18 protein-coding genes are annotated in these 19,319 nt (G+C 72.5%); 8 read left to right on the top strand and 10 right to left on the bottom strand.

The genetic code is table 11. From position 1 onward, the window contains the following. Positions 1–6: 6 nt before the first annotated feature. Genes alc through AB0B35_RS00230 form a run of 3 tightly spaced genes read left to right on the top strand, consistent with a single transcriptional unit; the run spans position 7 to position 2,677 of the window. On the top strand, positions 7–993 hold the full coding sequence (gene alc, locus AB0B35_RS00240) for an allantoicase (protein WP_361038795.1): 987 nt from the start codon (positions 7–9) through the stop codon (positions 991–993). A gap of 3 nt (positions 994–996) precedes the next feature. Further along, on the top strand, positions 997–1,548 hold the full coding sequence (locus AB0B35_RS00235; protein WP_361038793.1) for an NTP transferase domain-containing protein: 552 nt from the start codon (positions 997–999) through the stop codon (positions 1,546–1,548). Then, the gene (locus AB0B35_RS00230; RefSeq protein ID WP_361038791.1) at positions 1,541–2,677 is read left to right on the top strand and encodes an XdhC/CoxI family protein; all 1,137 of its coding nucleotides are present in this window, start codon (positions 1,541–1,543) and stop codon (positions 2,675–2,677) included. The genes AB0B35_RS00235 and AB0B35_RS00230 overlap by 8 nt, the downstream gene beginning before the upstream one ends. 87 nt (positions 2,678–2,764) lie before the next feature. Here the strand turns inward: AB0B35_RS00230 and AB0B35_RS00225 are convergent, their stop codons facing one another. Together AB0B35_RS00225 and AB0B35_RS00220 are read right to left on the bottom strand one after the other, a co-directional pair. After that, positions 2,765–3,856: a histone-like nucleoid-structuring protein Lsr2 gene (locus tag AB0B35_RS00225; RefSeq protein ID WP_361038789.1), complete on the bottom strand. Its 1,092-nt coding sequence runs from the start codon at positions 3,854–3,856 to the stop codon at positions 2,765–2,767. 9 nt (positions 3,857–3,865) lie between these two features. Beyond that, positions 3,866–7,006: a DEAD/DEAH box helicase gene (locus AB0B35_RS00220; protein ID WP_361038787.1), complete on the bottom strand. Its 3,141-nt coding sequence runs from the start codon at positions 7,004–7,006 to the stop codon at positions 3,866–3,868. 133 nt (positions 7,007–7,139) lie between these two features. Here AB0B35_RS00220 and AB0B35_RS00215 point away from each other — a divergent pair, with 133 nt between their 5' ends. Then, a complete protein-coding gene (locus tag AB0B35_RS00215; protein ID WP_361038786.1) occupies positions 7,140–7,445 on the top strand; it encodes a GNAT family N-acetyltransferase in 306 nt (101 codons plus the stop codon). On the opposite strand, the gene AB0B35_RS00210 is transcribed toward AB0B35_RS00215, so the two are convergent. The 3 genes from AB0B35_RS00210 to AB0B35_RS00200 all read right to left on the bottom strand — a co-directional run bounded on the left by AB0B35_RS00210 (position 7,438) and on the right by AB0B35_RS00200 (position 9,715). Then, a complete protein-coding gene (locus AB0B35_RS00210; protein ID WP_361038784.1) occupies positions 7,438–7,923 on the bottom strand; it encodes a DUF3592 domain-containing protein in 486 nt (161 codons plus the stop codon). The genes AB0B35_RS00215 and AB0B35_RS00210 overlap by 8 nt on opposite strands. 290 nt (positions 7,924–8,213) lie before the next feature. Further along, positions 8,214–9,014 (bottom strand): SCO1664 family protein, encoded by an 801-nt coding sequence (locus AB0B35_RS00205; RefSeq protein WP_361039640.1) that lies wholly within the window; start codon positions 9,012–9,014, stop codon positions 8,214–8,216. 116 nt (positions 9,015–9,130) lie between these two features. After that, positions 9,131–9,715 carry a DUF3090 family protein gene (locus tag AB0B35_RS00200; protein WP_361038782.1) on the bottom strand — a complete coding sequence of 195 codons (585 nt, stop codon included), beginning with the start codon at positions 9,713–9,715 and terminating at the stop codon, positions 9,131–9,133. Between the two features lie 88 nt (positions 9,716–9,803). Here AB0B35_RS00200 and mshC point away from each other — a divergent pair, with 88 nt between their 5' ends. Then, a complete protein-coding gene (mshC, locus tag AB0B35_RS00195) occupies positions 9,804–11,045 on the top strand; it encodes a cysteine--1-D-myo-inosityl 2-amino-2-deoxy-alpha-D-glucopyranoside ligase (protein ID WP_361038781.1) in 1,242 nt (413 codons plus the stop codon). Between the two features lie 114 nt (positions 11,046–11,159). Here the strand turns inward: mshC and AB0B35_RS00190 are convergent, their stop codons facing one another. The 3 genes from AB0B35_RS00190 to AB0B35_RS00180 all read right to left on the bottom strand — a co-directional run bounded on the left by AB0B35_RS00190 (position 11,160) and on the right by AB0B35_RS00180 (position 13,473). Continuing rightward, the gene (locus AB0B35_RS00190; protein WP_361038779.1) at positions 11,160–11,528 is read right to left on the bottom strand and encodes a hypothetical protein; all 369 of its coding nucleotides are present in this window, start codon (positions 11,526–11,528) and stop codon (positions 11,160–11,162) included. A 69-nt stretch (positions 11,529–11,597) separates the two neighbouring features. Then, positions 11,598–12,419 carry a GntR family transcriptional regulator gene (locus AB0B35_RS00185; RefSeq protein ID WP_361038777.1) on the bottom strand — a complete coding sequence of 274 codons (822 nt, stop codon included), beginning with the start codon at positions 12,417–12,419 and terminating at the stop codon, positions 11,598–11,600. Positions 12,420–12,606: 187 nt separating this feature from the next. Next, positions 12,607–13,473: a PAC2 family protein gene (locus AB0B35_RS00180; RefSeq protein WP_203693395.1), complete on the bottom strand. Its 867-nt coding sequence runs from the start codon at positions 13,471–13,473 to the stop codon at positions 12,607–12,609. A 220-nt stretch (positions 13,474–13,693) separates the two neighbouring features. Here AB0B35_RS00180 and AB0B35_RS00175 point away from each other — a divergent pair, with 220 nt between their 5' ends. After that, positions 13,694–14,116 carry a hypothetical protein gene (locus AB0B35_RS00175; RefSeq protein WP_361038775.1) on the top strand — a complete coding sequence of 141 codons (423 nt, stop codon included), beginning with the start codon at positions 13,694–13,696 and terminating at the stop codon, positions 14,114–14,116. A 24-nt stretch (positions 14,117–14,140) separates the two neighbouring features. Here the strand turns inward: AB0B35_RS00175 and AB0B35_RS00170 are convergent, their stop codons facing one another. Further along, positions 14,141–14,590, bottom strand: a complete 450-nt coding sequence (locus AB0B35_RS00170; RefSeq protein ID WP_361038773.1) for a MarR family winged helix-turn-helix transcriptional regulator — start codon at positions 14,588–14,590, stop codon at positions 14,141–14,143. Positions 14,591–14,677: 87 nt separating this feature from the next. Between AB0B35_RS00170 and AB0B35_RS00165 the strand changes: the two genes are divergently transcribed. Next, positions 14,678–15,496: an NAD(P)H-binding protein gene (locus AB0B35_RS00165; protein WP_361038771.1), complete on the top strand. Its 819-nt coding sequence runs from the start codon at positions 14,678–14,680 to the stop codon at positions 15,494–15,496. Between the two features lie 275 nt (positions 15,497–15,771). After that, positions 15,772–15,942 carry a hypothetical protein gene (locus tag AB0B35_RS00160; protein WP_361038769.1) on the top strand — a complete coding sequence of 57 codons (171 nt, stop codon included), beginning with the start codon at positions 15,772–15,774 and terminating at the stop codon, positions 15,940–15,942. A 171-nt stretch (positions 15,943–16,113) separates the two neighbouring features. Here the strand turns inward: AB0B35_RS00160 and AB0B35_RS00155 are convergent, their stop codons facing one another. Next, positions 16,114–19,200 carry a DUF3427 domain-containing protein gene (locus tag AB0B35_RS00155; RefSeq protein WP_361038767.1) on the bottom strand — a complete coding sequence of 1,029 codons (3,087 nt, stop codon included), beginning with the start codon at positions 19,198–19,200 and terminating at the stop codon, positions 16,114–16,116. Positions 19,201–19,319 lie beyond the last annotated feature (119 nt).

Here is a 19,319-nt window from a genome sequence, read left to right as displayed (position 1 = left end):
GGTGGCATGAGCTTCGAGGAGCTGCTCGATCTCGCTTCGCGGGCCGTCGGCGGCAGCGTCGTCGCCGCCAACGACGAGTTCTTCGCCGAGCGCGACAACCTGGTCAACCCGTGGGCGCCGACCTTCACCCCGCGCACCTTCGGCGCGAAAGGCCAGGTGTACGACGGCTGGGAGACCCGCCGCCGCCGCGAGCCCGGCCACGACCACGCCGTGGTCCGGCTCGGCGCGCCCGGCCACGTGCACGGCGTCGTCGTCGACACCGCGTTCTTCACCGGCAACTACCCACCCGAGGCGACCGTCGAGGGCTGCCGGGTCACCGGCTACCCCTCGCCCGCCGAACTGGCCGACGCGGACTGGTTCCCCCTGGTCGAGCGCTCGCCGCTGCACGGCGACACCCGCAACCGCTTCCCGGTCGACGCCCGGCGGCTGGTCACCCACGTCCGGCTGACCATCCACCCCGACGGCGGCGTGGCCCGGCTGCGGGTGCACGGCGAGCCCGCCCCCGACCCGCGCCTGCTGCCCGACACCGTCGACCTGGCCGCCGCCGAGCTGGGCGGCCGGGTCGTCGACTGCAGCGACCGCTTCTACGGCTCGCCCGGCAACCTGCTGCTGCCCGGCCTGGCTGCCGTCATGGGCGACGGCTGGGAGACCCGGCGGCGGCGCGACGGCGGCAACGACTGGGTCGAGGTGCGGCTGGCCGCGCCCGGCGTGCTCCAGCTCGCCGAGCTGGACACCTCGCACTTCAAGGGCAACGCCCCCGGCTGGGCGGCGCTGACCGGCGGCGGCGGCGAACCGCTGCTGCCGCGCACCCGGCTGCAGCCCGACACCCGGCACCGGTTCCGCCTGGCGCACGACTGGCCGGTCCACGGGGTACGCCTGGACATCTACCCCGACGGCGGCATGGCCCGGCTGCGCCTGTACGGCAGCCTGACGGACGCCGCCCGGGACGAGCTCGCCGCACCGTGGACGGATCAGGAGGCTGGGGGAGGCTGAGATATGGCGATCGGGGGTTTGCTGCTCGCCGCGGGGGCCGGGAGGCGGTACGGGATGCCCAAGGCACTGGCCGTGGTGCCGGGCGACGGGGAGCTGATGGTGCGACACGCGCTGCGCACGCTGCGCGACGGTGACTGCGATCCGATCGTGGTCGTGCTCGGGGCGGGAGCCGGGCGCGCCCCGGCGCTGCCCGGCGCGCACGTGGTGATCAACAAGGAGTGGCGGACCGGCATGGGCTCGTCCCTGCGGGCCGGGTTGGCGGCGCTGCCGCCGCAGGTGGACGCTGTAGTGGTGCTGCTGGTGGACACACCGGGGATCACCGCCGAGGCGGTGCGCCGGGTCGGGGCGGGCGCGGGCCCGGCCACGCTGCGCGTCGCCACCTACGGCGGGGACGGCGGGCATCCGGTGCTGCTGGGCCGCGACCACTGGGCCGGGGCGGCGGCGCTCGCCGTGGGCGACGTCGGGGCCCGGCCCTACCTGGCCAAGCACGACGTGGAGACGGTGCCCTGCGACGACGTCTCCGACGGCGCGGACCTGGACGTCCCCAGTGCGTGACGTGCTCGACGACCTGCTGCGGGCCTGGGACTCCGGCGGCGTCTCCGGGGTGGCGACCGTGGTGCGCACCTGGCAGTCCGCGCCCCGGCGGCCCGGCGCGTCGATGCTCGTCGCGCCGGGCGGGGAGGCCGTCGGCAGCGTCTCCGGCGGGTGCGTGGAAGGGGCCGTGTACGAGCTGGCCACCGAGGTCGCCGCCGACCCCGGGGCGCGGCCGCTGCTGCAGCGCTACGGCGTCAGCGACGACGACGCGTACGCCATCGGGCTGACCTGCGGCGGCATCATCGAGGTGTTCGTCGAGCAGGTGTCGCGCGAGACGTTCCCGCAGCTCGGGGAGGTCGTGTCGGCGGTCCGGGCGGGCCGCCCGGTGGCCGTGGCGACGTGCGTCGCACCGGCCGACTCGCCGCGCTTCGGGCGGCGGCTGATCGTCGAGGAGGACGGGACCGCGGGCACCTTCGGCTCCGCGCGCCTGGACGCGGCCGTCGCCGACGACGCCCGCGGGCTGCTGGCCGCCGGGCGCACCGGCATGCTGCACTACGGCCCCGACGGGGAACGCCGCGGCGACGAGCTGGCCGTGTTCGTCAACGCGTACGCACCGCCCGCCCGCATGATCGTGTTCGGGGCGATCGACTTCGCCGCCGCTGTGGCCCGCATCGGCTCGTTCCTGGGCTACCACGTGACGGTCTGCGACGCCCGCGCCGTGTTCGCCACCCCGAAGCGTTTCCCGTCCGCCGACGAGGTCGTCGTCGAGTGGCCGCACCGCTACCTGGAGGGCGAGGTCGCCGCCGGGCGGGTCGACGGGCGCACGGTGCTGTGCGTGCTCACCCATGACCCGAAGTTCGACGTGCCGCTGCTGGAACTGGCCCTGCGGCTGCCCGTGGCGTACGTCGGCGCGATGGGCTCCCGCCGCACCCACTCCGACCGGCTCGCCCGGTTGCGCGAGGACGGCCTGACCGACGCCGAACTCGGCAGGCTGCGCTCGCCGATCGGCCTCGACCTGGGGGCGCGCACCCCGGAGGAGACCGCGGTCAGCATCGCCGCCGAGATCGTCGCCCTGCGCTGGGGCGGCACCGGCACGGTCCTGTCCGACGCGGCCGGCCCGATCCACCGCCCGAGCCCGCTGGGCCACTGAGCTCCCGGCGGCGCACCCGCGGTCGCCCCGTCTGCCGTGCGGGAGCGTGTCGTGCCTGTTCGCGGTGCAGACGCGCGGTGCGGACCGTCAGCCGCGCCGGTGCGCGTCGAGGTAGGCCCGCACCACCTCGGCGCGAATCCGCCCGCGCTCGTTGACCGAAATGCCGTTGCCGCGCGCCCAGGCCCGGACCTCGGCCGCGCCAGGCCGGGCCATCCGCTCCTTGACCGCGCCGGGAGAAGCCGCCCGTGCCTCGGTCGCGCTGGGCAGGGTCGGCCGCTCCGGCGGCGCGGCGGCGGGTGGTGCGACCGGCGGGTGCGGCGGCACCGCGTCGGCGAGGTCGTCGGCCAGCAGCGGGGAGGACCAGCGGTGCCGCACCATCGCGTCGTACGCGGGCGCCAGGGCCTGCGCGAAATCCATGCCGACGACGGTCAGGCCGACCTGGCCGAGGCGCTGCAGCAGCCGGGTGGCCGCGGCCGGGTCGGCGGGCGGCGGCTCCGGCAGCGGCCCGCCGCTCCAGAAGCCGCGCAGCTCGTCGGGCTCGCCGTCGTCGTCCGGCGCGCCGCCGGCCTGCCGCGCGCGGTGCGCCCGCAGCGCGTCGAGCAGCTCGTCGCGGGGCATCCCGCGCCAGTGCAGGATGACGAACGGGTCCTCGTCGAACAGCTCGGCCAGCAGGTAGCACACCGCGGCCGCGTGCTTGCACGGGTTGCCCCAGTCCGGGCACGAGCACTCCAGGTCGAGTTGCCGCATGGCCGGGAACAGCGCCAGGCCCAGCGGCTCCAGCACCTGCTCGACGTCCTCCGGCATCCGCCCGTCCAGCAGTTCGGCGGTGTACCCGGCCCGTTCGGCCAGCGCGCCGACGGCCCGCCGCCAGTCGGCCGACGTGAACGGCGGTGTGGCCACGGTGACCGTGTACGGCTCCCGCCGCGAGCCCTGCACCTGCGCCGCCACCTCGCCGGGCGCGATGGTCATCGCGAGCACCTGGCCGGAACGCGCGTACGACCTGCCCCGGCTGAGCCGGCTCGCGGTCTCCGGCGACTCGATGGCCTTCAGGAAGCGCCGCGACCACCAGGTCGTGGCGATGTCGCCGCGCCGGCTGCGCGCCCGGATGCCGTCTGCGGGCAGCCGGGGCTGCGCGGTGGGGAAGCCCCGCCCCCAGGTGTCCTCGTCGTGACGTGCCATGCCTCGCCCCTACTCGACGACCGCGTCGCGGTTCAGCGAGACGAGGTCGCGCAGCGCGTCGGTGGACAGCTCGGTCAGCCACGCCTCGCCGCTGCCGACGGTCGCCTCGGCGAGGGCCTTCTTCTGCTCCAGCACCGCGTCGATGCGCTCCTCCAGGGTCCCGGCGCACATCAGCTTGCGCACCTGCACGTTGCGCCGCTGCCCGATGCGGAACGCCCGGTCGGTGGCCTGGTTCTCCACGGCCGGGTTCCACCAGCGGTCGACGTGGATGACGTGGTTGGCCGCGGTCAGGTTCAGCCCGACCCCGCCGGCCTTGAGCGACAGCACGAACAGCCCCGGGCCGCCCTCGCCCTGGAACGCGGCGACCATGCCGTCGCGGGTCTTCCGGTCGACGCCGCCGTGCAGGAACGGCACCGGCTGCCCGAAGACGGCCGACAGGTGCTCGGACAGCATCCCGCCGAACTCGGCGAACTGCGTGAACAGCAGCGCCTTCTCGCCCGCGGCGAGCACCTCCTCGCAGATCTCCTCGACCCGCGCCACCTTGCCCGACCGCCCGGCGATCCGGGAGCCGTCCTTCAGCAGCTGGGCGGGGTGGTTGCAGACCTGCTTCAGCTTCGTCAGCGTGGCCAGGATCAGGCCCCGGCGGTCGATGCCGTCGGCCTGCTCGACCTGGATCATCATGTCGTCGAGCACCGCTTGGTAGAGCGAGGCCTGCTCGCGCGTCAGGTTGCAGGCCACCGTCATCTCGATCTTGTCGGGCAGGTCGGAGATGATGCTCGGGTCGGTCTTGACCCGGCGCAGCATGAACGCCCCGGTCACCCGGCGCAGCCGCGCGGCCGCCTGCTCGTCGCCGTCGCGCTCGATCGGCACCGCGAAGCGCCGCTTGAACGACTCCGCGCTGCCCAGCAGCCCGGGGCTGGCGAACTCCATGATCGAGTGCAGGTCGGCGAGCCGGTTCTCGACCGGGGTGCCGGTCAGCGCGATCCGCCGCGGGGCGGGCAGCGCCCGGATCGCCCGCGACTGCTTGGCCGCCGCGTTCTTGATCGCCTGCGCCTCGTCCACCACGATGCGCCGCCACCCGACCTCGGCCAGCTCCCGCTGGTCCCGCAGCGCCAGGCTGTACGTGGTCAGCACGAGGTCCGCGCCCGCGACCGCCGCACGGAACTGCTCGCCGGTCAGCCGCTCCGCGCCGTGGTGCACGTGCACGGCCAGCTTCGGCGCGAACTTCGCCGCCTCCCGCTGCCAGTTCGCGACCAGCGACATCGGGCAGACCAGCAGCGTCGGGCCCAGCCCCGCCGCCTGTTGCCGTTCGTTCTCCAGCAGCGCCAGCACCTGGATGGTCTTGCCCAGGCCCATGTCGTCGGCCAGCACCGCGCCCGAGCCGAGCGCGTCCATGTACGACAGCCAGCCCAGCCCGCGCTCCTGGTAGGGGCGCAGCCGCGCGCCGAACCCGGCCGGCGTCGGCAGCGCCTGGAAGCTCCCGGCCGGGCCGCCGGCCAGCAGCTCGCCGAGCCAGCCGGTGGCGGCCACGCCGACCATAGGCAGCCCGGTCTCCGCGCCTTCGCCGAGCAGGCCCGCGCGCAGCACCTCGCGGGCGGTCATCTGACGCCGCCCGGACTTGCCGAGCTGCTTGAGCCCGGCGGCCAGCCGCGCCTGGTCCACCTCGACCCACTGGCCGCGGACCCGGACCAGCGGCGACTTCGCCTCGGCCAGCGCCGCCAGCTCCTGCTCGGTCAGCACCTCGTCGCCGAGGGCCACCTGCCAGGCGTACTCGACGAGCTGGTCCATGCCGAGCTGGGACTCCTTGGCGACGATGCCGGGCTGCGGCGGCGTCTGCGCGCTCAGGCGCAGCCCCAGCCGGGGCCGCGGGCCGCTCCACCAGGCAGGCAGCAGCACGCCGACCCCCGCGGCGGTCAGCGCGGCAGCGTGCCGGCGCAGGAAGATCAGCGCGTCCTCGCCGTCCATCGCCATGCCGACCGGCGCGGCCTGCCGCAGCACCCGCGCCAGCGGCGGGTAGTGCTGCGCGGCCCGGCCGAGCCCGGCCAGCAGCGCGGCCTGCGGGTCGACCCCGGCCTCGGCGAACAGCAGCGCGTTGCCGTCCAGCCGCCACACCTCGTCCGCCCCGGCGACCAGCGACGGGTCCTCGTGCGACTGCAGCAGCAGCTCCAGCCGCCAGATGCCGCCCTCGTCGCCGGGTGGGGCGTCCCCGGCCAGGTCGCCGTCCACCGGCCCGTCCCCGGGCTCGGCGGTGTCGTCGGGTTCTGCGGTGTCGTCAGGGGCGACCAGGCGCAGGCAGGTGCGCACCAGCCCGCCGGTCCGCGACCTGCCGCCGGTCCGCCACGCGTCCAGGGCCTCCGACAGGCGGTTCGCCTCGTACGGGTTGAGCTGCTCGGCGTCGATCACGTTCTGGGCGGAGGTGAGCGCGACGAGCACCTGCTCGGCGGCCTGCGTCTGCCGGGTGACCCGGCCCCGGCGCTCGGGGAGCATCGTCGCGCCCAGCCCCGACACCACCTCGTTGGCCAGCGCGTCCACCATCGAGTCCAGCGCCGCGTCGAACACCGCGTCGGCGGGGGCGAGGGCCACCTCGTCGTCGTACAGCCAGCACCGCATGGCCGGCGGCATGGCCGCGAGCAGCGGGATGCGTACGGCCGCGACCTGCAGCGACGACGCCGCGCGCCAGTCGGCGAACCAGTACTCGTCATCTTCGGCCCAGGTCAGTGCCGGGGTCACGAGTCCGCTGCCGACCAGCCGGGCGGCGGCACGGGCCAGCGCGGTCGCGAAGCGCACCGTGGCCCCGCCGATCGGGGCGAGGCCCGGCAGCAGCCGTAGCGCCGCCGTGGCGTCCATCCGCAGCGTCGGCACGACGAACGCGGCGAGCCCGTCCGGGTCCGGGCCCGCACCCAGGTCCGCCGACGGCGTCGGCCGGCCGTCGTGCGCCGGCAGGGCCAGCACGGACCAGCCCGCCTGCTCCTCGCCGCCCACCGCGCCCAGCGCCGTGCCCAGGTGATCGGCGGTCACCGCGAACGGGTGCCGCCGGGGCCGGCTCGTGCGGCGTTCCCGCTGCGCGGGCAGCGCGGCCTGCAGGTCCGCGTCCTCGGCCCAGAACTCCCAGCTGCCGTCTGCGGTGTACACGCAGTGCGCGACCAACACGCGTGGACCTCCGGGTTCGGGGACGGGCAGACCAGCGCCGATCCTCTCACGGGCGAGGTCCCGGCCTCCCGCGCGCACTGCCGACACCGGCGGGAACGCCGGCCGGTCGCGGGCTCGGGACTACGATGACCGGATGTCGATCGACGTGACGGACGCGCCCGAGCGCGAGCGGTTCGAGGCCCGCGACAGCGCGGAGCAGACGGTGGCCGGGTTCATGACGTACCAGCTCACCGGCAAGGTCATCGTGTTCACCCACACCGAGGTGTCCCCGGCGTACGAGGGCCAGGGTGTGGGCAGCAGGCTGGCCCGCACCGTGATGGACGACTCCCGGGCCAAGGGCCGCACCGTGGTGCCGATCTGCCCGTTCCTGGCCGGCTGGCTGGAAAAGCACCCCGAGTACGGCGACATCACCGCCCACGGCACCCGCCGGGTCAAATGAGCTCGTACAGGTTGGTGCGCGGGTTGCGGCGCATCCGCCGGTGCAGGGTCGCGTCCTGCTGAATGATGTAGCCGATCGTGACCGTGCCCACCAGCAGGGGCCAGAGGGGCGTCAGCCGGAAGCCTTCCTGGGCGTCGCGGGCCACGCTCAGGTCCTCCGGGTCGTAGCGCACCTTCACCTGATGCCCGACCGTGGGCTCGGTGCCCCTCGGCCGTCGGTACGTCAGCTCCCGGCCGTCGGGCAGCGCCACCACCGTGCGGCGCTTGCGATCGAGAACCTGGCGGACCACCGCGCTCGCCTCGACGCCGCGCTGCTCCAGCCTGATCTCCTGATGGACCTGGTAGCCGCCGACGGCCAGCCCGGCGAGCAGGGTCAGCCCGAGCAGGATCGAGGCCAGGGTGAGCCGCCAGCGGCTGCCGTCGTCCCCGGTCAGGGGCGAGTAGACCGCAGCCAGGTGTTTGTCGAAGGGGTGGCGCACGGCCGCGAACTCGCTCTCGATCAGGGGAGAGCGGACTTTACCACCGCTGACCTGCGCTTTCCCGTCACGGGCACACCGGGCCAGGCGGCGGCGATGTGGTCCTCGAACCAGGCCTGACCACCCGGCCCCACCCTCTCCGCCGGGCCGCGCCGCCCAAGATCGCCCGACTTGCCTGGCACCTGTGCGTATCTTGCGACCTCATACGCCCGATTGCCAGGCAAGTCGAACGATCTTGGTGTGGTGGGCGCCCTGCTTCAGGGCAGGCCGGATGGGTGCGGATGGGGTGGGCGTCAGATCGGGGGCCACGGGATGGCGTGACGGTCCTCGGGGGGCTGGGGGAGGCGGCCGTCGGCGACGAGCTGCTTGATGCGGGTGCCGACGGCGTCGACCTCCGCCGCGGTCAGCAGGTCGTCGAGCACGCCCGGGTCGAACGCGCGCAGCGCCGCGGCGACCTCCGGCGGCACCGCCCGTCCCGCGAACCCCCACAGCACCGTGCGCAGCTTGTCCTCGGTGTGGAAGCAGATGCCGTGGTCGACGCCGTACAGCCGCTGATCCGGGGTGGCCAGCACGTGGCCGCCCTTGCGGTCCGCGTTGTTGATCACAGCGTCGAAGGCGGCCAGCCGGGCCAGCCGCGGGTCGTCGGCGTGCGCCAGCAGGTACGGCCGCCCGTCCTCGTCCTGCGCGGCCGCGATGGGCAGCCAGCCCTGCGGCAGCTCGTCGGCGGGCACGAAGTCCACCGGCGGCTCGACCGTCTCGTCCAGCCACAGCTGGCACGAGCCCGGCCCGAGCGGCCCGTCCCGCATCACCGTCGGCGGCACCAGGTCCCACCCCAGCGACTCGCTCACCGCGTACGCGGCGACCTCGCGGGCGGCCAACGTGCCGTGTGGGAAGTCCCACAGCGGGCGCTCGCCGCGCACCGGTTTGTACACCGCCCGCACCGACCGACCGCCGCCGGACAGGATCACCCGTAGCGTCGTGTTCGAGGCCTCGACCAGCCGGCCCTCGATCTCCATCTCCGCGTCCCGGAGCAGCGTGCCGAGCTCGGTCCGGGCGTCGCCGGAGCGGGCCTGCCGGCCGGGGCCCCGGGACAGGTCTTGATCACCGGGGCTGCCGGTGTGCGTCTGGTCGCCGGTGGGAGGGATGGCGGACCTCACCTTCGGATGGGACTACGTGCCATCCGGTGACGCTACTCCGTCACCGGACGTTCTCACCTGCGGTGATAGCCGTTGTGCCGGGGGCACAGGTGCCCGGCCGGGTCCAGCGGCTGCCCGCACAGCGGGCACGGCGGCCGGCCGGCGGCCACCACCCGCTTGGCGCGGTCGATGAACTGCCGCACCTCCGCCGGGGTCAGCCGCACCCGCAGCCGGTCGAGATCGTCGGAGATCTCCGGCGTCGCGTCCTCGTCGTCCTCGTCGTCGGACGTCTCGGTCTCGGCGTCGAACTCGGCCTCCTCGGCGGCGATCGCCTCGATGATGACCGTGCTGGTCTCGACGTCGAAGGCCAGCCCCAGGGTGCCGACGCGGAACTCCTCGTCGACGGGGGTGTCCAGCGGCTCGTTGTCGGCAGGCCCCTCGGCTGAGGCGGGCAGTTCCGCCCCGAACCGCTGATGCGCCTCGGCGAGCAGCTCTTCGAGCTTCTCCGCCAGCAGCGCGACCTGCATCTTCTCCAGCGCCACACTGACCAGGCGGCCGCCGCCGCGAGCCTGCAGATAGAACGTGCGCTCGCCCGGCGGACCCACCGTACCGGCGACGAACCGCTCGGGCGGTTCGAATGCGTACACCTGATGGGTCATACCTGCGACCCTAGCGTCACGTCCGCGCAAGCGGGTAACCGCTCGAGGGGAGATCCGCTCTCGGCATAAAGCTGGTTAGGCTGGCGCCATGGAAACGTGGTCCGGTCTTGACATCCCGCGCCTGCCCGGCGCCGGACAGCCGCTGGCGCTGTTCGACTCCGCGCGCCAGGGCGCCTTCCCGAGCCGTCCGGTGGGCGGTCACGCGACGATGTACGTCTGCGGCATCACGCCGTACGACGCGACCCATCTGGGCCACGCGGCGACCATGATCACATTTGACCTGGTGAACCGGATGTGGCGCGACGCCGGGCACGACGTCGTCTACGTCCAGAACGTCACCGACATCGACGATCCGCTGCTGGAGCGGGCCGCCCGCGACGGGGAGGACTGGAAGGTCCTCGCCATGCGCGAGACGGCCCTGTTCCGCGAGGACATGGAGGCCCTGCGGATCATTCCGCCGAGCCACTACGTCGGCGCGGTCGAGTCGATCCCCGTCATCGCCGAGCGGGTCGTCGACCTGCTCGACCGCGGTGCGGCGTACCGGCTGGAGGACGGCACCGGCGACGTCTACTTCGACATCAGCGCCGCGCCCCGGTTCGGGTACGAGTCGAACCTGTCCCGCGAGCAGATGCTGGCCTTCTTCGCCGAGCGCGGCGGCGACCCGGAGCGCGCCGGCAAGCGCGACGCCCTCGACCCGCTGCTGTGGCGCGGCCGCCGCGACGGCGAGCCGTCCTGGCCCGGTGGCGTGCTCGGGGCGGGCCGCCCCGGCTGGCACATCGAGTGCGCCGTCATCGCCCTGGAGCTGCTCGGCGAGACCATCGACGTGCAGGGCGGCGGCAACGACCTGCTGTTCCCGCACCACGAGTGCAGCGCCGCGCACGCCGAGGTGCTCACCGGCAAGGCCCCGTTCGCGGCGCACTACGTGCACGCGGGCATGATCGGCCTGGACGGCGAGAAGATGAGCAAGTCCCGCGGCAACCTGGTCTTCGTGTCCCGCCTGCGCTCGGACAAGGTCGACCCGATGGCGGTACGGCTGGCCCTGCTCGGCGACCACTACCGGGCCGACCGCCAGTGGACCGACGAGGTCTTCGCGACCGCCGCACAGCGCCTGCGCCGCTGGCGCCAGGCCGCCACGTCCGCCACGGCCCCCTCGGGAGCCGAACTCCTCGCCGGTGTACGCGCCAAACTCGCCGAGGACCTCGACACCCCCGGCGCCCTGGCCCTCATCGACGCCTGGGCCGACGACACCCTCGCCGGCGTGGGCACCGACCGCCAAGCCCCCGCCCTCATGACCGAAACCCTCGACGCCCTCCTCGGCATCAAGCTCTGACGCTCGCCCCGCTGCGACGATCTTGCGTGAACTGTGGGTACGGCAGGCGCGTACCCGGCAAAAGGCAACAGTTCACGCAAGATCGTCGGGATCCGTGGCGGGTGGTGCCAGGGGTCAGGCGCGGGGGCGGGGCTGCGGGCGGGGGCGTACGGCTGCCCGGGACGGGCGCTGGGGCGGGGTCTGCCGCGGGCGCGCGGGGCGGGCCGGCTCGCCGGTCTGGCGGCGCAGCGTCAACGCGACGTGGCCCAACCGCGCGGCCAGGGCGAACACGCCCAGGGTCAGCGCGCCGAGCAGCAGCACACCCGTGCTGGGCACGCCGTCGGCGATGCCGACCACCAGCACGCCGAGCAGGGCGAGTCCGATCACGAGCACGACGAGGGCGCCGAGCAGAGCCACGAACGCCTGCGGGGAGCGGGCCGCCGCGCCGTCCGGCCGGTTCTTGGCACCCCGCTGTGCTCCGTCGGAGGATCGGCGAAGGGTCATGGAACCATCCTTGCGGCGAACGCGCGGGTGCGCAGGCGAAAAGGTGTCGGGCACCCGACAACCCGCAGATTAGCCCAGGACAAGCCCAGGATCGGGATCTCCGTCCAGGTCGGCGTCCGGGCGTGGCGTGGGCACCCGGTACTCCTCCGTCAGTGTCGTCATCGGCCCCGGCCACGTCGCCTGCGCCACCTCGATCACCTGGTGCTCGCCGTCGTACGCGACGTGCAGCAGGTGCAGCACCGGCGTGTCCGGCCGGATCTGCAGCGTCTCGGCCTCCTCGCGAGTGGGCAGCCGGGCGGTGATGGTGTCGGTCGCGGTGACGTAGCGGCGGCCGGTGACCTCCTCGACCTCCTGGTAGAGCGGGCGGCCGAAGGACTCCAGGCGCTCCAGCGAGGTGCCCGCGGCGTCCTGCGGGCGCAGCCAGGCCGCCCCGACCTCGACCACGGCGTCCTGCGTACGCACCAGGTGCCGGCGCACCACCAGCAGGGTCGAGTCCGGCACACCGTACGCGTCCGCGACCTCCGCCGGCGGGACCGACCGGGTCACCTCGGTGAGCTGCTGGCGGTAACGGGCCGCCAGGTCGGCGTGGTAGCCGCGGTGCGCGCCGTAGCGCCCCCGCGACAGCCGGTTGAGCCGCCGCCGGGTGCCTCGCACGTACGTCCCGGAGCCCGGCTTGGTGATGAGCAGCCCCTCGACGCGCAACTGGTCGATGGTGCGCTGCACGGTCTGCTTCGCCACGCCGAACATCTGCGCCAGCGCCGGGATCGACGGCAGCTGCTCCCCGGCGGCCCAGTCGCCTCGTCTGATCTTCGCGCGCAGCTGGGCGGCGATCTGCCGGTGCGGATGTTCCGCCGCGCCCGGATTGATCCCGCCGAAGCCCGTCTCGGTCATGAGGCGATCATGCCGCACAAATGTCCGAATACCTAGCGACCTAGGAAGCCCTACGCCGCGTGTCACCCACCACGCCTGCCCCCTTTGAGCCGCAACTCTTGAAGAGTTGCGGCTTCAGAGCATGCTGAAAGGCGCAACCCTTCAAGAGTTGCGCCTGGTGGTGGGCGGGGCGGTGGGCGGCGGTGGGTTACCAGGTGCCGTGGGTGGGGCCGGGGGAGCCGCCGCGGCGGCGGAGGTACTTCTCGAACTCGACGGCGATCTCGTCGCCGGACAGCGGCTTGGCCACGTCGCCGGCCCGCTCCTCCAGGTCGCGGAGGTACTCGGCCAGTTCGGCGTCCTGGGCGGCCGCGGCGCGGACCCGGTCCTCCCACTCGGCGGACTCCTCGGCCAGGTCCAGCATCGGCACCGGCAGGTCGAGGACCTCCTCGATGCGGTGCAGCAGGGCGAGCGTGGCCTTCGGGCACGGCGGGTTGTTCGCGTAGTGCGGCACGTGCACCCAGAACGACATCGCGTCGAGCTCCGCGCGCGACGCGCTGTCCTGGAGCACCCCGACGATGCCGGTCGGTCCCTCGTACCGCGTGGGGGTGAGCTGGATCTTCTCCTCGCCGGCGTGCTTGCCGGTCACCGTGCCGCTGATCGGCAGCGGCCGGCTGTAGGGCACGTCGGCCAGCAGCGCGCCCAGCAGCACGATCTTCTCGATGGCCAGGCTGTGGCAGATCTCCAGGATCTCGTTGCAGAACGTCCGCCACCGCAGGCTCGGCTCGATGCCGCGGATCAGGACCACGTCGTGCTGCGCCCCGGGCGGCGAGGCGACCATGAACTTGGTGCTCGGCCACTCGATGCGTCGTGTGTCGTCGACCAGGGTGATCAGCGGCCGGTTCACCTGGAAGTCGTAGAACTCCTCCGGGTCCACGGATGCCACCTCGCGCGCGTCCCATACCTGTTCGAGGTGCTCGACCACGGCAGTGGACGCGTCAGCGGCGTCGTTCCACCCCTCGAAGGCGGCGATGGCGACGGGGGAACGCAGGACAGGAAGGCCGTCGAACTCGGTCACGCCTGTCAGCCTACGGCGCTGCGCCGGATCGTCCAGGCGGGTCGGGTCCGCAAGCGTGTCGCAAAGCGCCGGTACGCAGGGCGCTGCCCGCGGGCGTGTGGCGGGGGACACGCATGATTCACCCCAGAGGACCGCCGATGGCGTCGCGGCCGCAGGACCGAGGAGGCCCGGAGTGACGAAAGAGCTGGGGGATCGGGTATGGGCTCCGGGAAGCGGCCCGGTGGACCGCGAAACCACCGCCGCCGGGGTGGTGATGTGGCTGGTCCTGCCCGGCCTCTTGCTGCTGCTGACCGTGACTGGCGCGCGTGGCGTCGGCCCCGCCTGGCGTGCTCATCAGGGGTCCGGCACGTCCGGGGTGTTCACCGTGGTCAGCTGTCCGGAGAAGGGCGGGTGCCCGGTCGGGACCTGGACCTCCGATGACGGTCGGCGGCGACTGACCGGCGTGCATCTGCATGACGGGCCGGGCGGGAAGGTCCGGCCCGGCGCCGTGTTCCGGGCCCTGGACACCGGCGACCCGGATGGCGTCTACGTGGCCCATGGCGACGCGTACCAGTTCGCGATCTTCGAGCTGGGGCTCGGCGCGGCCGGTTTGGTGCTCTGGCTGGCGCTGGTGGTGGTGCTGCGGCGAAGAGCGTCGCGGTGACGTCCGGCTCGGGCCCCGCGACTGTCAGCCCGATGCGCTGTCGTCCGGTGTGCTCAGCTCTGCGAGCCGTTGCAGGGTGCGCTTGAAGGTGCGGTAGTCGTCCGGCCCGATGGCCTCGGCGAGCCGCTGCTCGACGCCGGCCATCGCCTCGTCGCCGGCCCTCATCGCGGCGAGGCCCGCGGCGGTGGGCACGACGAGCTTGGCGCGGCGGTCGGCCGGGTCGGGTTCACGGGTGACCAGGCCCAGGGCCTCCAGCTCGTCGACGAGCGTGCCGATGACCTGTTTGTGCTGCCCGGACAGCTCGGCGAGTTCGGTGGCGCGGTTGCCCTGCTCATCCAGATAGGCCATGACGGCGCCGTGCCGGGGCTTGGTTCGCGCGTGGCTGCCGGCCAGCTGCCGCTGCACTGCGAACAACAAGCGCGCGGTCAGCGCACCGAGGTCGGGGTTATTTCGCTTCTGCTCACTGCGACGCATGAAACTAATCACCAAACTTGATAGTCACTAAACATGACTATCACTAGTACTGTCTTCCGGGTCAGCATCCCACGGGAAGGACCTGCCATGACCATCCTGGTCACCGGTGCCAACGGAACCGTCTCCAGCGCCCTCATCGCCGCCCTCGCCGCCGACGCGTCCGTCGACGTACGCGCCCTGGTCCGTGACCCGGCCAAAGCGCCGACCGGCGTCGACGTCGCCGTCGGAGACCTCGAACAGCCGCACACCCTCGCCGAAGCGTTCACCGGCGTCGACACGGTATGGCTGCTCACCGCCATGGGGCCGACCGCGCCGCACGCCAGCTCCAACGCCGTCTGGGCCGCCCGCCAGGCCGGGGTCAAGCACATCGTGCGGTTGTCGGCCATCGGAGCCGCACCCGACGCCCCCACCCGCAACGGCCGCCTGCACGCGCTGTCCGACACCGAACTGCAGGCCTCCGGCATCGACTGGACCGTCATCCGGCCCGCGTTCTTCCAGCAGAACCTGCTCGGCTCGGTCAACGGCGGCACCCTGTACGGAGCCACCGGCGAAGGCCGGCTGAGCCCCATCGACGTACGTGACATCGCGGCGTTCGGAGCGCGGGTCCTGGGCAAGCCGTCCGGTCATGCGGGCCGGGTCTACACGATCACCGGCCCGGAGAGCCTGTCGATGCGCGACGCGGCAACCCGGATGGGCCTGGACTACCAGGCCGTGCCGGGGGCCGACGTGGTGGCCGGCATGCGAGCGGCAGGCCTGCCCGTGTGGACGGCCGAAGTCACGGGGGAGTACCTGACGGCGTACGCCGCGAACTGGGGTGACCTGGTCACTCCGGACTTCGCACAGGTCACCGGGCGCCCGGCCGGCGACATCGTGAGGTTCGGCCGCGACCACGGTCTGGTCGGATGATGTCTGTCCGAGGTGCCGCAGGTCGATACGACTCGTGGCACGTCGCCATCTCGGCAGGGGCCTCCGCAGACCTTTGGAAACCTTGCGCTCACTGATGTCCTTGGCCAGGAGCGCGACCGTCTGGGCTCGTCGCGCGATGCGAACGTCGGGGTGGCTGCCGGTCGAGGTTGTCAGGACGGCGGGCTTGGAACATGGCGCTCGCCGCGCCTGACGCCCAGGTGTGCTATGTGGGACATCGGCACCGATGACCGATGTCCCGACAAAGGAGGCAACGCATGGACCAGATCGAGCAGGCGTACATGACGTACTGCGAGTTGAAGGCGGTGGCCCTGGACGCGGCCGACGGCGACAGCAACGACGACGAGATCGAGGCGTTGACTGACGCGCTCGACCAGGCAGGCTTGCTGATCGAGCTGTACCGCGAGCTGACCGGGGAGGCGAAATGAGGAAGGCGAAGCTCACCGCAGGTTGGCCAGCAAGCCGGGCACCAGCGCGAGCGGGGATCTCATCACCGTACGACGCTTCACGCTGTCGATCTCCCATGCCTTGTGCGGCGTGCGACCGGGCACCGAGCAGCGCGTCGAGGTCACGCGCTCGGCCTGAGGAGTTCCATGCGTCTACGCGGCCACCGCCGCGCGGCGGAACAGGTCTTCCGGCATCGGCTCGTCGAGCCGCCAGGTGACGGCCATCGGCCGCTCGCCCCGGTGCTCGACGTACTGCGCTGTCCCATGGAACACGTACGGCTCGGGATACCCGTGCTCGGTCGACGTGCTCTCCCGGGTGAACAGCAGCACGTGACTGCCTTCGCTGGCGTGGGCGCGGTAGCGCTGCCCGGTGACGGAGTTCGCGCCGGTGCGGTTCTGCGACTCCCAGTGGAACAACTCAGGGGTCAGCGCATAGTCGCGGTACATCGTCTGCGGTGAGAACTCCTTCTCGTTCTTGCGCAGCGTGACCAGCAGCGCGTCGCACTGCGTCGCGGGTGACCAGGCCACCCCCTCGCGCATGTTCTCCGGCACGCGGCCGCCGCCCAGCTCCGCCCAGCCGAGCGCGGCGAGGATCTCCTCGGCGGAGTAGCGCGCGTTGATGGCCAGTGGCACCCGTGACAGCACGTCGGGCAGCGGCTTGGCCAGCCGCCGCGGCCGGTCGACGCCGTACTCGACGATCTGGCGGATCTCGTCGCGCAGGTGCGGCTCGCCGCGCAGCTGCGCCAACCCGTCGTCGTAGGCGGCGAAGCCGCCGCCGTCACGCCATACGGAGAAGATGAGCATTCTGGCGTATGCCTGCTCGGCCGGCGACAGGTCCCCGTAGGCAGGCCCGTGCACGGCTACCAGCCGTGCGTATGCCGCTGCCCGGCGTGCGTCGTCGACGTGCAGGAACGCCCGCATCCGCTTGCCGATCTCGGCTTCCAGCGCAGACGGCTGCTGGTCGAGCCGACCGGCCCTGCGCAGCAGCGACGTCCAGGACCGGTTACTGCGGTAGACGTCGGTGATGTCCCGTCCACTGGCCTCCAGGTAGCCGGCAAGCGTCGGCTGGTCGTAGCTGCGGACCTCCTGCGCCAGGACGTTGACCTTGACGCTGAGGTGCTCGCGCAGGCTCCCGAGGAGACGTTCTTTCGCCACCCGGTCCAGCACGACCTGGCAGCCCGGCGGCAGTAGCGGGAAGTCGGACTCGGCCTGGTCCTTCAGCCGGCCGCGGGCGAATCCGGTCAGCGCCTGGAATCGATTCTCCAGCCGGAACTCGGCCCGGTGCAGCCCGACGAAGTCCAGCACGGTCAGCACGGCCTTGTCGGACGTGCGCCGCAGCCCGCGTCCGAGTTGCTGCAGGAAGACGGTGGAGCTCTCGGTCGGGCGCAGCATCAGGATCGTGTTGATGTCGGGGATGTCCAAGCCCTCGTTGAACAGGTCGACCGCGAAAAGGAACTTCACCTCGCCGCTGCGCAGCGCTGCCAGTGCGGTTTTGCGCTGCCCGGCAGGCGTTGACCCGTCGACGGCGCGGGCCGGGATGCCGTGCTTGTCGAAGAACTCCGCCATGTAGTGCGCGTGCGCGACGGAGACGCAGAAGCCCAGGCCGCGTACGTCGTCGAGGTCGCCGACCTTGTCCCGCAGCGCGTTGAAGATCAGCCTGGCCCGCTGCTCGTTGCCGGTGAAAGCTGCCTCCAAACCCTCCTTGTCGTAGACCCCTCGGGTCCAGGCGATGCCGGTGAGATCCGTTTCGTCGTTGACGCCGAAGTAGTGGAACGGGCACAGCAGATCGGCGTGCAGCGCGTCCCAAAGGCGCAGCTCGGAGGCGATGCGCCCGTCGAAGAACTCATCCTGCACCCACTTGCCGTCGGCCCGCTCAGGCGTGGCGGTGAGCCCGAGCAGCTCCTGCGGTTGCAGGTGATCGAGGATGCGGCGGTAGGTCATGGCCTCCGCGTGGTGGAACTCGTCGATGACCACGACGTCGAAGTGATCCCGTGCCAGGTCGCCGACAGCGCGGTGCAGCGACTGCACCGAAGCGAAGACATGCCGCCACTGGCGGGAGCGCGCCTCGCCGACATGCAGTTCGCCGAAGTCGGTTACGGCGAGGACCTGCCGGTACGTGTGCAGTGCCTGGGCGAGGATCTCCTCCCGGTGGGCGACGAACAGCAGGCTCGGCAACCTGCCGAGGCGTTGCTGCAGGTTGCGGTAGTCGAAGGCGGCTGTGACGGTCTTGCCCGTGCCGGTGGCCGCGACCAGCAGGTTGCGGTGCTGGTCGTAGGCGGTCCGTTGCAGGTCGAGGTCTTCGAGCATCTCCCGCTGGTGCGGGAATGGATGCGGGACGAGCGCGGGTACCTGGAACAGCCGCTTGCCGGACGATGTCGATGCGAGTGCCTGGTCGAGCCGGTCGCCGTCCTCAGCCGGGTTGTAGAGCTCGAACTCGGCGCGGTCCCAGTAGGAGTCGAACGTCGCCCGGAACTTGTCCAGCAGGCGCGGCGTGGTGACGGAAGACAGGCGCACGTTCCATTCCAGGCCGTCGAGCAGTGCGGCCTTGGACAGGTTGGAACTGCCCACATACGCAGTGTCGAAGCCGGTCGCGCGGCGCAAGAGCCAGGCCTTGGCGTGCAGCCGCGTGGAGCTCTGCTCGTAGCTGATCTTCACCTGGGCGCCGAAGTCGGTGACGAGGCGATCCAGAGCACGTCGCTCGGTCGCACCCATATACGTCGTGGTGATGATGCGCAGTGGCACGCCGCGCCGTCGCAGATCTTCGAGCCGCCGTTCCAGGATTCGCAGCCCCGACCACTTCACGAATGCGCAGAGCAGGTCGACGTGATCGACGCTGGTCAGCTCTGCGGCCAGTTCGTGGGCGAGGTTCGGGTCCTCGCGCGCGTTGGTCAGCAGCGCGGCCTCGGAGAGCGAGGTCAGCGGCCGGGTGAGCGGGTCGGTGCCGGGCTCGCCGCCCATGATGGAGAGCAGCCGACGGGGACCGGCCTCGACGAGCGCAGTGTGGTCGAGGCTGCGCAGCAGCTGGTTGGCGAGCTCCACCTGAGCATCGGTGCCACGGACCGCGGCCAGTGCCCGTGCCGAGGCCTCTCCGATGAACCGGCCGAGCAGGTGAGCCACGTCGGCCTCGCTGACGTGGTCGAGGTCGACCACGTGACCGGCGGCCTGCCAACGGCTGACCTGCTGTGCGAGGGGCTGGGTCAGCAAGCTGTCGTAGAGCCCGAGGATGGGGGAGTCTGCCACCATGAGATCGTAGAGTCGTCGAGAGGCACGTGCGGGCTGGCCGAGGTCGTACGACAGGTCGAAGTCCCCGGCCGTCATGATGGAACGGCCGCCGGGCCGGCTGGTCTGAGGTGGATCCT

The sequence above is a fragment of the Catellatospora sp. NPDC049133 genome (assembly GCF_040648455.1).
GTDB classification, from domain to species: Bacteria; Actinomycetota; Actinomycetes; order Mycobacteriales; family Micromonosporaceae; genus Catellatospora; species Catellatospora aurea.
This window is presented reverse-complemented; position numbering and strand designations above follow the sequence as displayed.